General features: G+C 71.9%; 11 protein-coding genes. 7 read left to right on the top strand and 4 right to left on the bottom strand.

Annotated elements, in window-relative coordinates; all coding sequences use genetic code 11:
- The first annotated feature begins 13 nt into the window (after positions 1 to 13).
- Positions 14 to 772 (top strand): NUDIX hydrolase, encoded by a 759-nt coding sequence (locus ACFUJ1_RS32520; protein ID WP_378651171.1) that lies wholly within the window; start codon positions 14 to 16, stop codon positions 770 to 772.
- Complete coding sequence (locus ACFUJ1_RS32515; protein ID WP_378651151.1) at positions 769 to 1,962, top strand: MarP family serine protease; 1,194 nt, start codon at positions 769 to 771, stop codon at positions 1,960 to 1,962. The genes ACFUJ1_RS32520 and ACFUJ1_RS32515 overlap by 4 nt, the downstream gene beginning before the upstream one ends.
- Positions 1,963 to 1,981: 19 nt before the next feature.
- On the opposite strand, the gene ACFUJ1_RS32510 is transcribed toward ACFUJ1_RS32515, so the two are convergent.
- The 3 genes from ACFUJ1_RS32510 to acs all read right to left on the bottom strand — a co-directional run bounded on the left by ACFUJ1_RS32510 (position 1,982) and on the right by acs (position 5,547).
- A complete protein-coding gene (locus ACFUJ1_RS32510) occupies positions 1,982 to 2,917 on the bottom strand; it encodes an alpha/beta fold hydrolase (RefSeq protein ID WP_378651150.1) in 936 nt (311 codons plus the stop codon).
- Between the two features lie 18 nt (positions 2,918 to 2,935).
- On the bottom strand, positions 2,936 to 3,430 hold the full coding sequence (locus tag ACFUJ1_RS32505) for a phage holin family protein (protein WP_378651149.1): 495 nt from the start codon (positions 3,428 to 3,430) through the stop codon (positions 2,936 to 2,938).
- Positions 3,431 to 3,594: 164 nt separating this feature from the next.
- Entirely contained in the window at positions 3,595 to 5,547 is a 1,953-nt protein-coding gene (gene acs / locus ACFUJ1_RS32500) for an acetate--CoA ligase (RefSeq protein WP_378651148.1), read from the bottom strand.
- A 77-nt stretch (positions 5,548 to 5,624) separates the two neighbouring features.
- Here acs and ACFUJ1_RS32495 point away from each other — a divergent pair, with 77 nt between their 5' ends.
- Genes ACFUJ1_RS32495 through ACFUJ1_RS32475 form a run of 5 tightly spaced genes read left to right on the top strand, consistent with a single transcriptional unit; the run spans position 5,625 to position 11,543 of the window.
- Positions 5,625 to 7,268 (top strand): ABC transporter substrate-binding protein, encoded by a 1,644-nt coding sequence (locus tag ACFUJ1_RS32495; RefSeq protein ID WP_378651147.1) that lies wholly within the window; start codon positions 5,625 to 5,627, stop codon positions 7,266 to 7,268.
- Between the two features lie 6 nt (positions 7,269 to 7,274).
- Positions 7,275 to 8,201, top strand: a complete 927-nt coding sequence (locus ACFUJ1_RS32490; RefSeq protein WP_378651146.1) for an ABC transporter permease — start codon at positions 7,275 to 7,277, stop codon at positions 8,199 to 8,201.
- Positions 8,194 to 9,126: an ABC transporter permease gene (locus tag ACFUJ1_RS32485; RefSeq protein WP_378651145.1), complete on the top strand. Its 933-nt coding sequence runs from the start codon at positions 8,194 to 8,196 to the stop codon at positions 9,124 to 9,126. The genes ACFUJ1_RS32490 and ACFUJ1_RS32485 overlap by 8 nt, the downstream gene beginning before the upstream one ends.
- Entirely contained in the window at positions 9,123 to 10,769 is a 1,647-nt protein-coding gene (locus tag ACFUJ1_RS32480; protein WP_378651144.1) for an ABC transporter ATP-binding protein, read from the top strand. Before ACFUJ1_RS32485 ends, ACFUJ1_RS32480 begins: the two co-directional genes overlap by 4 nt.
- Positions 10,770 to 10,793: 24 nt before the next feature.
- On the top strand, positions 10,794 to 11,543 hold the full coding sequence (locus tag ACFUJ1_RS32475) for an oxidoreductase (protein ID WP_378651143.1): 750 nt from the start codon (positions 10,794 to 10,796) through the stop codon (positions 11,541 to 11,543).
- Between the two features lie 371 nt (positions 11,544 to 11,914).
- Here the strand turns inward: ACFUJ1_RS32475 and ACFUJ1_RS32470 are convergent, their stop codons facing one another.
- Positions 11,915 to 12,742 (bottom strand): HAD family hydrolase, encoded by an 828-nt coding sequence (locus tag ACFUJ1_RS32470; protein WP_378651142.1) that lies wholly within the window; start codon positions 12,740 to 12,742, stop codon positions 11,915 to 11,917.
- Positions 12,743 to 13,156: the final 414 nt, after the last annotated feature.

Here is a 13,156-nt window from a genome sequence, read left to right as displayed (position 1 = left end):
TAGTCCCATGAGCGTGCCCGCGTCCGGATCGCCGGACAACCAGGGTTTCACCGCGCCCGACCCGGACCCCGCCGCGGCTCCGGAGTGGCTGCGCGCCACCACCGTGCCGTCCGCGCCCGATTCCGGCGACACCCTGAGCCTGGCCCGCACCCTGCGCCGCGCCATGACCATCACCGGCAAGCCGCGCGAGGCCGCCGTACTCGTGCTCTTCGCCGGAGCGCCCGAGCCCGACCCCGCCGCCCCGGGCGGCCTGCCCGCCGACGCCGACGTGCTGCTGACCCAGCGCGCCGCCACCATGCGGCAGCACCGCGGCCAGATCGCCTTCCCCGGCGGCAGCGTCGACCCCGGCGACTCCGGGCCGGTGTACACCGCACTGCGCGAGGCGAAGGAGGAGACCGGGCTGGTTCCCGCCGGCGTCGCCCCGCTGGCCCTGCTGCCCGCGCTCTTCGTGCCGCCCTCGCGCTTCGACGTGACCCCGGTGGTCGCCTACTGGCGCGAGCCGAGCCCGGTCGGCGTCGTCGACCGCAGCGAGACCGAGCGGGTGGTCCGGGTGCCGATGGCCGAGCTGCTCGACCCGGCGAACCGGTTCCTGGTCCGCAGCGGGCTCGGGTACAAGAGCCCGGCCTTCCTCGTGGACAACATGCTGGTCTGGGGGTTGACCGGCGGCATCCTGGCCGGGTTGATCACCTCGGCGGGCTGGGAGCTGGAGTGGGACCGCTCCGACGTGCGCGACCTGGCGGCCGCGCTCGCCAGCGTGGGGATGGAGCTGTGAGTCCGTCGGGCTGGCTCGATCTGGCCGTGCTGCTGCTCGCGCTGCTCGCCGCCTCGTCCGGCTGGCGGCAGGGCGCGGTCTCCTCCGCGCTCGCCTTCCTCGGCGTCGTGCTCGGCGCGGTCGCCGGCATCCTGATCGCGCCGCACCTGCTGCTGCACGTGGACGAGGGCAGGGCGCGGGTGCTCGCGGGCGTGCTGCTCATCGTGGTGCTGGTGATCGTCGGCGAGGTCGCGGGCATGGTGCTCGGCCGCGCCGCGCGCAGCGGGATGCACAACCCGGTCGCGCGCGGGGTGGACAGCGCGGTCGGCGCGGTGCTGCAGGCGGTCGCCGTGCTGGTGACGGCCTGGCTGCTGGCGCTGCCACTGGCCACCTCGTCGCAGCCCGCCGTCGCGACCGCGATCAACGGTTCGCGGGTGCTCGCCGACGTCAACCAGGTCGCGCCGAACTGGCTGCGCAAGCTGCCCAACGAGTTCTCCCAGCTGCTCAACACCTCCGGCCTGCCCGACGTGATCGGCCCCTTCGGCCGCACCCCGATCGCGGCCGCCGAACCGCCGGACGCCGGGGTGCTCGCGAGCCCGGTCGCGGCCTCGCTGCAGCAGAGCGTGCTCCGCATCCGCGGGGTGGCGCCGAGCTGCCAACGCGCGCTGGAGGGGTCCGGATTCGTGATCGCGCCGGAGCGGGTGATGACCAACGCGCACGTCGTGGCAGGCACCACCAGCGTCGCGGTGGACACGCCGCGCGGGCCGATCGACGCCGAGGTGGTGCTCTTCGACCCGTCCAAGGACGTCGCGGTGCTCCGGGTGCCCGGGCTGCAGGCACCGGTGGTGCCGCAGGCGCCGGGCGCGGCGCGGCCGGGGGACAGCGCGATCGTGCTCGGCTACCCCGGCGGCGGGCCGTACACGGCCAGCGCGGCACGGGTCAGGGAGACGCTCGACCTCACCGGCCCGACCATCTACCGGAACGGCACGGTGGAGCGCGAGGTCTACACGGTCCGCGGGCAGGTGCGCGCGGGCAACTCCGGCGGCCCGCTGGTCGATACCAGGGGGCAGGTGCTCGGCATCGTCTTCGGCGCCGCGGTGACCGACGACGACACCGGCTACGTGCTCACCCTGGACGAGGTCGCCGACGAGCTGGCCGCCGCGCCGACGGTGGCGAGCCCGGTCGACACCGGAGCCTGCGTCCTGAGCTGAGCAGCTCGGCGAGCCACCGTCAACCGAGCAGCTTGGCCAGCTCGGCGGTGACGAACTCCGGGTTCTCCTGGTGCGCGTAGTGCCCGGCGCGCGGCACCGAGACCAGCCGCCGCTCGGGCGCGAGCGCGCGGCCGCGGTGGAAGGTGGCGGGCAGGATGTACGGGTCGCGCTCGCCGCGCAGCGCGAGCACCGGGATCCGGACCGGCTCCCGCATGGTCGCCATGAACCGCCGCCCGTCCGGCCGCCACTGGCTGCGGAAGGCCCAGCGCTGGTACTCCAGCGCGCAGTGCGCGGTGCCCGGAATCCGGATGGCGTTGCGCAGCCGCTCGGCGGTGTCGGCGAACTCCGGCCCCGCGGTGAACTCGGCGCCCGCGCGCGTGCGCAGTAGCCGCTCGGCCGTCGCGCCGTCGTCCCTGGTGAGCAGCCGCTCCGGGTAGCGCGGGATCTGGTAGCGGAGGAAGCCGGGCAGCCAGAGCCGCCGCTGCCTCCGGTCGCGCAGCACCGAGCGCTTGAGCGCGGCCGGGTGCGGCGAGCCGACCAGCGCGATCGAGCGCACCAGCCGGGGGTGCAGCACCGCAGTCGTCCAGCAGCCGAGCCCGCCGTCGGCATGCCCGACCAGGGTCGCGTCGGTGTGCCCGAGCGCGCGGATCAGCCCGGCGATGTCACCGGCGGTGGTCCAGCCGTCGTAGCCGCGCGGCGGCTTGTCGGAGTCGCCGTAGCCGCGCAGGTCGACCGCGACCGGGCGGTACCCGAGATCGGCGAGCGCGGTCAGCTGGTGCCGCCACGACCACCAGAAATCGGCGAAGCCGTGCAGCAGCAGCACCAGCGGGGCGTCGACCCGCTCCGGCGCCGCCTCAACGATGTGCAGGCGGATGCCGTTGGCGCGGACGTCCCGGTGCGTCCACGGGCCCGCGTAGCGGACGCTGGACGGGTCAGGGGGAAAGGTCGCCGGCACGCCCGGAAGCCTAGTCGGTCAGCTGCGGAGCGCCTTCGGCTCGTCGTGGCTCGCGCCGAGCCCGCCCGGCAGTACCGTCTTGGCCTGCCTCAGCGAGTCGATGGTCTTCTCCGGCGCCCGCAGCTTCTTCACCCGCAGATAGCCGAGCAGCGCGAGCACCGCCGTCGCCAGCACCATGATCAGGAAGACGATGAGGAAGGCGGCCCAGCGCGCCAGCCAGACGTCGAGCAGCTCGCCGACGAAGAAGAAAAAGAAGAAGGTGCTGAACAGCAGCACGGTCAGCGCGAGGATGAAGAAGACGCTGCCCTGCAGCCCCTTCTTGACCTCCGCCGTCACCTCGGCCTTGGCGAGCTCGACCTCGGCGCGCACCAGCGTCGACATCTGCTCGGTGGCATCGCGCACCAGGCTGCCGAAGCTGGCCGAGCCGACCGGGTCGGCGTCGGAGAGCGGGATGGCGGTGACCGACCGGCCGCGCTGCGCGTCGTTTCCGTTACCGCCCTGTGTGAAGCTCACTTGGTCGACCCTTCTCCCTGTCCCGGCTCTCGCTGTACTCATACCCGCGTTGTCTCATTCCAGCGCACCGGTTCCCCGGCGCGCGAATGGACACGCTCACGCGGCAACACTAGCGCCGAACCCGGGAGCGCCGTCGCTGACGTCGCTCCGGGCCGGTCGGGGCTTCAGGCTTTGTCCGCCCTGATCTGTTCGAACACCGACGGGTCGACCAGGGTGCTGGTGTCGCCCAGCTCCCTGCCCTCGGCGACGTCGCGCAGCAGCCTGCGCATGATCTTGCCGCTGCGGGTCTTCGGCAGCTCGGGCACCACGTGGATCTCGCGCGGCCGCGCGATCGGGCTGATCTCCCGCGATACCTCGGCCTTGAGCTCTTTTACCAGCGCGTCCCCGGTGTTCTCGGTGGACGCGGTGAGGATGACGAAGGCGACGATGCCCTGCCCGGTGGTGTCGTCGGTGGCGCCGACCACGGCCGCCTCGGCCACGCCGGAGTGTCCGACCAGTGCGGATTCCACCTCGGCGGTGGAGATCCGGTGTCCGGAGACGTTCATGACGTCGTCCACCCGGCCGAGCACCCAGAGGTCGCCGTCCGGGTCGAGCCGGGCGCCGTCGCCCGCGAAGTACCAGCCCTGCTTCGCGTACCGGTCCCAGTAGGTGGCCTGGTAGCGCTCCATGTCGCCCCAGATGCCGCGCAGCATGGACGGCCACGGCTGGTCGAGCACCAGGTAGCCGTTGGCCTCGGTCTCGCCGAGCACGACGGGGTTGCCCTCCTCGTCCACGACCTGGGCGGAGACGCCGGGCAGCGGGGTCTGCGCGGCGCCCGGCTTGGCCGCGGTGACGCCGGGCAGCGGGGAGATCATGATCGCGCCGGTCTCGGTCTGCCACCAGGTGTCAACGATCGGGGTCTTCCCGCTGCCGATCACCGTGCGGTACCAGCGCCAGGCCTCCGGGTTGATCGGCTCGCCGACGCTGCCGAGCACGCGCAGCGAGCTCAGGTCGTGCGCGTCCGGGATCTGCCTGCCCCACTTCATGAAGGTGCGGATGAGCGTCGGCGCGGTGTAGTAGATGCTGACGCCGTACTTCTCCACGATCTGCCAGTGCCGGTGCTCGTCCGGGGAGTTCGGGGTGCCCTCGTAGACCACCTGCGTGGCCCGGTTCGCCAGCGGCCCGTAGACGATGTAGCTGTGCCCGGTGACCCAGCCGATGTCGGCGGTGCACCAGTAGACGTCCTGCCCCGGCTTGTGGTCGAAGACGTAGTGGTGGGTGTAGGCGGCCTGGGTGAGGTAGCCGCCGCTGGTGTGCAGGATGCCCTTCGGCTTCCCGGTGGTGCCGGAGGTATAGAGGATGAAGAGCGGGTGCTCGGCGTCGAAGGCCTGCGGCTCGTGGTGCGGGTCGGCATTCGCGACCGTCTCGTGCCACCACAGGTCGCGACCCTCGGTCCACGGCACCTCGGTCCCGGTGCGGCGCACGACGAGCACGTGCTCGACGCTGTGCGGCACATCGCCGTTCGCGTACAACGCCTCGTCGACGGCCTCCTTGAGCGGGGCCGCCTTGCCGCGCCGCCACTGGCCGTCGGTGGTAATCACCAGCCGCGCGCTGGCGTCGTCCACGCGCTGTCGCAGCGCCGAGGGGGAGAAGCCGGCGAAGACCACCGAGTGGGTCAGCCCGAGCCGGGCGCTGGCCAGAATGGCCACGATCGCCTCGGGAATCATCGGCATGTAGATGGCGACCCGGTCGCCCGCCTCTAGCCCGAGTTCGGTGAGGTAGTTGGCCGCCCGGCTCACCTCGTCGCGCAGCTCCGCGTAGGTGATGTCGCGGGAATCGCCCGGCTCGCCCTCCCAGTGGATGGCGACCTGCTCGCCGTGGCCGTCGTCGACGTGGCGATCGACGCAGTTGTAGGCGACGTTGAGCTTGCCCCCGACGAACCATTTGGCCACCGGCGCGCCGGACCAGTCCAGCACGTCGGTCCACTTCTGCTCCCAGTGCAGCCGGTCGGCCTGCTCGGCCCAGAAGGCGAGCCGGTCCGCCGCCGCCCGCTCGGCGAGCTCGGCGCCCGCGTTGGCCGAGGCCGCGAACTCCGCGGACGGTGCGTAGGAAGCCTGGTGTTCGGGATTCTCGGTCATCTCGTCTCGCCCTTCCGTGGTTCGCTCGGCATCGACAGTAGTTACCCTGACAAGCGCGGCCCGTGTCGATACTGTCCATGACCAAGTTCTCGATCACCGCGAAACGGGGAGATGCGTTGCGATCGATACGAATCACCGCCCTGCTGGCCGCCGGAGTGCTCGTGCTCGGGCTCGCCGCGACCGCCTGCTCCAGCGGCTCGACGGAGACCGAGTTCGTCACCGTCAACGGCGGTGAGCCGCAGAACCCGCTGGTCCCCACGAACACCAACGAGAACCAGGGCGGCCGTGTCGTCGACCGGCTCTTCGCCGGGCTCAAGTACTACGACGCCGACGGGGAGGCGCACGACGAGCTGGCGCAGTCCATCGAGACCGCCGACCGGCGCAGCTACCGGATCACCCTGAAGCCGGGCTGGACCTTCACCGACGGCACCCCGGTCACCGCGAAGTCCTTCGTGGACGCCTGGAACTACGGCGCGCTGAGCACCAATGCCCAGCTGCAGAACTACGTCTTCACCCCGATCGTCGGCTTCGACGAGGTGGCCGCCGAGAACCCGACGCAGACCACCATGGCCGGGCTGAAGGTGGTGGACGACCGCACCTTCACCGTCGAGCTGAAGCAGCCGTCGATCGACTTCGAGTCCCAGCTCGGCTACGCCCCCTTCTACCCGCTGCCCGAGGCGGCCTTCCGGGACATGCGGGCGTTCGGCGAGAACCCGATCGGCAACGGCCCGTACATGTTCAGCGACACCGGTGCCTGGCAGCACAATGTGCAGATCGACCTGAAGCCGAACCCGGACTACCCGGGCGGCCGCCCGGCGAAGAACAAGGGCCTGCGCTTCGTCATGTACCAGTCCTTCGACACCGCCTACGCCGACCTGCAGGCGGGCAACCTGGACGCGCTCGACACCGTGCCGGACAGCGCGCTCGGCAGCTACCAGCAGGATCTCGGCGACCGCGCGATCACCAAGCCCACCGCGCAGAACCAGCACATCGGCGTGCAGGCCACGGTGCCGCACTTCGGCGGCGAAGAGGGGCTGCTGCGCCGCAGGGCCATCTCGATGGCGATCAACCGGGAGCAGATCGCGCAGAACATCTTCAACGGCACCAGGATCCCGGCCCGCGACTTCACCGCGAGCACGCTGCCCGGCTTCGACGGCAACCTGCCCGGCGCCGAGGTCTTCCGGTACAACCCGGAGGAGGCGCGCCGGGTCTGGGCGCAGGCCGACGCCATCGCGCCGTGGTCCGGCCGATACGAGATCACCTACAACAGCGACGGCGGGCACCAGGCCTGGATCGACGCCGTGGCGAACAGCGTCAAGAACACGCTCGGCATCGAAGCGGTCGGCCGCGCGCTGCCCACCTTCAAGAACGTGCGCGACGAGGTGAACGCGGGCACCATCGGCACCGCCTTCCGCTACGGCTGGCAGGGCGACTACCCGTCCATGCTGCAGTTCCTGACCTCGCAGTACTACAGCTACTCGGAGACCAACAACGTCGACTACGACAACCCCGAGCTGGACCGGCTGCTCGACGCCGCGCTGGCCGCGCCGACCCAGGACGAGTCGCACCGGATCATCGCGCAGGCACAGGCCCTGCTGATCAGGGACATGGCCGACATCCCGGTCTTCGACTACGTGGCCGCGGCCGGGCGGTCGGATCGGGTGCAGCGCGCCGAACTGGCCTGGAACGGGCTCTTCGACTTCGAGAACATCGAGAAGTAACCGCGCATGGGCTGGTACGTCGCGCGGCGGCTGCTGCAGATGATCCCGGTTTTCCTCGGTGCCACCCTGCTGGTCTACGCCCTGGTCTTCCTGATCCCGGGCAACCCGATCCAGGCGCTGGCCGGGGAGAAGCCGCTCACCCCCGCGGTGGAGGCGCAACTGCGCGCCCGCTACCACCTGGACCAGCCGTTCCTGGGGCAGTACCTGCTCTACCTGAAGGGGATCGTCACCTTCGACCTCGGCACCACGTTCTCCGGGCGGCCGGTCAGCGAGGAGCTGGCGCGGGCCTTCCCGATCACGCTGCGCCTCGCCTTCCTCGCCGTGCTGATCGAGGGCGTCCTAGGGGTGCTGTTCGGGCTCTTCGCCGGGTTGCGCAGGGGGAGGCTCTTCGACTCGACGCTGCTGGTGGCCAGCCTGGTGCTGATCGCGGTGCCGGTATTCGTGCTCGGCTTTCTCGCCCAGTTCCTGCTCGGGGTGAAGTGGGGGATCGCGCCGGTCACCGTCTCCGGCCGGGCGAGCCTCGGTGAGCTGCTGGTCCCTGCCATCGTGCTCGGCTCGCTCTCCTTCGCCTACGTGCTCCGGCTGACCAGGAACGCGGTGGCGGAGAACATGATCGCCGACCACGTGCGCACCGCCACCGCCAAGGGGCTCTCCCGGCGGCGCGTCGTCACCGTGCACATCCTGCGCAACTCCATGATCCCGGTGGTCACCTTCCTCGGCGCCGACCTGGGCGCGCTCATGGGCGGCGCCATCGTCACCGAGGGGATCTTCAACATCCCCGGCGTCGGCGGCACGCTCTACCAGGCGATCACCCGGGTCGAGCCGCCGACGGTGGTCTCCTTCGTGACCGTGCTGATCGTGATCTTCCTGCTCACCAACCTGCTGGTCGACCTGCTCTACGCCGCGCTCGACCCGAGGATCCGCTATGCCTAAACGGCCCGGCCAGGAGTACTTCGTCGCGCCCGTCGACGACGAACCGGTGGTCACCGACAAGGTGCGGCTCTCCGGCGGCCCGACCAGCGTCTGGCTGGACGCCTGGCGCAGGCTGCGCCGCAACCCGGTCTTCCTGGCCGCCGCGGTGCTGATCGTGCTCGTCGTGCTGGTCGCGGCCTTTCCGCAGCTCTTCACCGACCAGGATCCGCGGTACTGCAACGGCGATGTCAGCATGGATCCGCGCGGGCCGGGCCACCCCTTCGGCTTCGACCGGCAGGGCTGCGACATCTTCGCCCGCACCGTCTACGGCGCGCGGGCCTCGGTGCTCACCGGGCTCGGCGCGACCCTGCTCTTCGTCGCGATCGGCGGCACGCTCGGCGCGCTGGCCGGGTTCTTCGGTGGCTGGCTGGACTCGATCGTCTCCCGGATCGCGGAGATCTTCTACGCGCTGCCCCTCATGCTGGCCGCCATCGTGCTCATGCAGCTGCTCACCCAGCGCACGGTCTGGACGGTGATCCTCATCCTGGCCGCCTTCACCTGGCCGCAGGCGGCGCGGATCGCCCGCGGCGCGGTGCTGGAGGCGAAGAACAGCGAGTACGTCACGGCGGCCGAGGCGCTCGGCGTCACCCGGCTGCGGGTGCTGCTCCGGCACGTCCTGCCGAACGCGGCGGGCCCGCTCATCGTGGTGACCACGCTCTGGCTCGGGGTCTTCGTCGTCACCGAGGCGACGCTCTCCTACCTGGGGGTCGGGCTGCCGCGCACCATCGTCTCCTGGGGCGGCGACATCGCCACCGGGCAGCGCGAGATCCGCACCGCGCCGATCCTCTTCTACCCGGCCACCGCGCTGGCCGTCACGGTGCTGAGCTTCATCATGCTCGGCGACGCGGTGCGCGACGCGCTCGATCCGCGGGCGCGGGTGCGATGACCGGCGACCGGCCGCTGCTGCGGATCTCCGACCTGGACGTCGATTTCGGCACGACGGCCGCGGTGCGCGGGGTGAATCTCGCGGTGTACCCCGGGCAGACCGTCGCGCTGGTCGGCGAGTCCGGCTCGGGCAAGTCGACCACCGCGCACGCCGTCATCGACCTGCTGCCCGGCACCGGCCGGGTGACCGGCGGCTCGATCGAGTTCGACGGCACCGAGCTCACCACCGCCTCGAAGCGCGCGATCGTCGGGATCCGCGGCACCGGGATCGGGCTGGTGCCGCAGGACCCGATGACCAACCTGAATCCGGTGTGGAAGGTCGGCTTCCAGATTCGGGAAACGCTGACCGCGAACGGCATCGCCACGGGGAAGGCCGCCCGCGAGCGGGCCGTCGAGCTGCTCGCCGAGGCCGGGCTGCCGGACGCCGCGCGCCGGGCCGGGCAGTACCCGCACGAGTTCTCCGGCGGCATGCGGCAGCGCGCGCTGATCGCCATGGCGCTGGCCTGCCGCCCGAAACTGCTCATCGCCGACGAGCCGACCTCGGCGCTCGACGTCACGGTGCAGCGCCAGCTCCTCGATCACCTGGACCGGCTGACCGGCGAGCTCGGCACCGCCGTGCTGCTCATCACGCACGACCTCGGGCTGGCCGCCGAGCGCGCCGAGCACGTCGCGGTGATGTACCGCGGCCGGGTGGTGGAATCCGGTCCGGCGCAGCGCATCCTGCGCGAGCCGCAGCACCCGTACACGCGCAGGCTGGTGGCCGCGGCGCCCGCACCGGCGAGCGGGCGCGGTGCGGTGCGGCGGGAACGCGCCGCGGTGCTGGCCAGGGTGGATTCCGCGGCGCCGCCCGACCACGTGGTGGTGGCGGAGCACCTGGTCAAGACCTTCCCGCTGCGCGGCCGGGTGCCGTGGCGGTCCGAGCCGCTGCACGCCGTGAACGACGTCTCCTTCCGCGTCGTGCGCGGTACCACCACCGCGGTGGTCGGCGAATCCGGCTCCGGCAAGTCGACGCTCGCGCGCCTGGTGCTCGGCCTGCTCGCGCCGACCTCGGGCAGCGTGACCTTCGACGGCCGCCCGGTCACCGGTCTCGATCGCGCCGCCGAGCTGGACTTCCGGCGCCGGATGCAGCCGGTGTTCCAGAACCCGTACGGCTCGCTCGACCCGCTCTTCACCATCGCGCGGGCGATCGAGGAGCCGCTGCGCACGCACCGGGTCGGCACGCCCGCCGAGCGCGCGGAGCGCGTCCGCGACCTGGTCGAACGGGTGGCGCTCCCGGCCGACGTGCTGCGCCGCTACCCGCACGAGCTCTCCGGCGGGCAGCGCCAGCGGGTCGCCATCGCCCGCGCGCTCGCGCTCTCGCCGGAGCTCGTGGTCTGCGACGAGGCCGTCTCCGCGCTGGACGTGCTGGTCCAGGCGCAGATCCTGGAGTTACTCGACGAACTGCAGGCCGAGCTCGGGCTCAGCTACCTGTTCATCTCGCACGACCTCGCCGTCGTCCGGCGGATCGCGGACCACGTGCTGGTCATGCGGGACGGCCGGGTGGTGGAGGAGGCGAGCACCGCCGAGGTCTTCGAGAACCCGCGCGAGGAGTACACCCGCGCGCTGCTCGACGCCATCCCCGGCCGGGACCTGCGGGTGGGCTGAGCGCCGCCGGTAGCCTCGTATCCCGTGACCGACCCGCTGCAGCCCCTCGTCGACCTGCCCGGCGTCCGCGCGGCCGCCGACCGTGCCCGCGACGCGCTCGCCGCGGTGCACCGGCACAAGACCAACCGGCGCGGCTGGCCGACCACCGCCGCCGAGGCCGCGGTGCGCGCCGCCCGCTCGTCGGCCGCCATCGACGGCGGCAGCACCGACCTGCCCAGCGTGGACGGCCGGGTCGACGACCCGATCCTGGCCGGCGCGCTGCGGGTCGGGCAGGCGCTGGACGGCGACGCGCTGCGCAATCTGACCGGCACCTGGCAGCGGGCGCCGCTGCAGACGCTGGCCCGGCTGCACCTGCTCGCCGCCGCCGACCTCACCGAGGAGGCCGCGCTCGGCCGCCCGCGCGCCGATGCCGGGGTCGCCGAGCGGCTCGACCTGCTGGCCCAGATCGCGCTGACCTCCAGCGCGCCCGCCCCGGTGATCGCCGCGGTGGTGCACGGCGAGCTGCTCGCGCTGCGCCCCTTCGGCACCGCGGACGGGGTGGTCGCCAGGGCCGCGGCCCGGCTGGTCACGGTGTCCAGCGGCCTCGACCCGCACGCGCTCGGCGTGCCCGAGGTGTTCTGGCTGCGCCGCGGGCAGGCCTACCGCGACGCCGCCGCCGGCTTCGGCTCGGGTGAGCCGGAGGCCGTCGGCGGCTGGGTCATCTTCTGCTGCGGCGGACTGGAAGACGGTGCGCGCGAGGCCACCTCGATCGCGGACGCGGCTGCCGGACAGTAGCCGGACACCACAGCGGGCGGTGTGTCGACATCGACTCACCGCCCGCGAGCACGGATCACCGGGCTACCAAGCGTGCTCGGTGGGTTGTGTTCTCCGGCCTCGGCGGATGGACCGGACTCCGGCGGTTCATCCCCGCAACCTGTGCGAGGCCATTGCCGCCACCAATCCGGAACCCGCAGGCCCACAACGCTTCTGCCCTTTCGCGGCGCGCTCCGCGTGGGTACCTGGCGTCCGTGCTGGGGAAGAAGGTCGGGAGACTGAGCCTTCTCTTCCGGCTCCGCCCTGGCCTTCCGCCTTCCCGTGGCACCCATTCTTACATTGTGACCGCCCTCACATCAAGGGCTTCGACCAGCGGATTTGCCGGGCTGTTTCTACCGCTTGCGCAGCAGCCGGTAGCTGAGCGCGCCCGCAACCAGCGCGCCGAGCCCGACCACCGCGGTGGCCGCCACCGTCGACGACGAGCTCGGGAACCGCGACCACAGCGACACCGGGTTCGAGAAGGTCAGCACCGGCCAGCCGCGCGCCGTCGCCTCCCGGCGCAGCGCGCGGTCCGGGTTCACCGCCGTCGGGTGCCCCACCGCGCTCAGCATCGGTAGATCGGTCACCGAATCCGAGTAGGCGTAGCAGCGCGCCAGCTCGTAACCCTTGTCGGCGGCCAGCTTTTCGATCGCGGCCACCTTGCCGGGGCCGTAGCAGTAGAAGTCCAGCTCGCCGGTGTAGTGGCCGTCCGCGACCACCATCCTGGTCGCCGCCACGTGGTCGGCGCCGAGCGCCGCCGCGATCGGCGCCACGATCTCCTCACCGGAGGCCGAGACGATCACCACGTCGTGCCCGCGGATGCGGTGATCGGCGATCAGATCCATCGCCTCGGCGTAGATCAGCGGCTCGACCAGCTCGTGCAGCGTCTCCGCCACAATGGATTTCACCTGCTCCACGTCCCAGCCCGCGCACATGCTGGTGAGGTGCGCGCGCATGCGCTCCATCTGGTCGTGGTCCGCGCCGGAGAGCTGGAAGAGGAAGTGCGCGTAGCTGCTCTCCAGCACCGAGCGCCGGTTCAGCAGCCCCTGGGCGTAGAACGGCTTGCTGAACACGAACGTGCTGGACTTGGCGATCACCGTCTTGTCCAGATCGAAGAACGCGGCCACGTGCCCGGCCCGATCCGGGGGCTCGTTCCGCGCGGCGGGGTCGTCGGCCGTCATCGGTCCAGGATAGGCATGCCGGGCGCGAGTGTGCCGGTCTGCGCGCAGTAGGTGTCACTGCGGGTTTGCCAGGCCGCCGGACGGCCGCGCGTGAGCGGCTCCCGGGCCGCTCACGGGGCGACACGGCGGCGGGGAATGTGGCATGTCGGACTTGCGTCCGGTGCCGATCGTGGGTGTAGTATGGCCAGTACCTGGGATTCGTTCCAGGCGTGTTCAGCCCGACCCCCCGGGGCTGAACCCCGACGGCCCCAGCCTCCTCCCCCCCGGCTGGGGCCGTCCTCTATTTCCAGCCGGGTGACCCGGTTTCTCCCAGTTGCCGCGGCGCGGCCGTCGGTGAGTTGTCCACAGGCTCGGAGTTATCCACATTCGGTTGGCGGTGGCTGTCGCGGCCTCCCCGGCTCCACCACGCTGAAC

The sequence above is a fragment of the Nocardia sp. NPDC057227 genome (assembly GCF_042669725.1).
Classification (GTDB): domain Bacteria; phylum Actinomycetota; class Actinomycetes; order Mycobacteriales; family Mycobacteriaceae; genus Nocardia; species Nocardia asteroides_A.
This window is presented reverse-complemented; position numbering and strand designations above follow the sequence as displayed.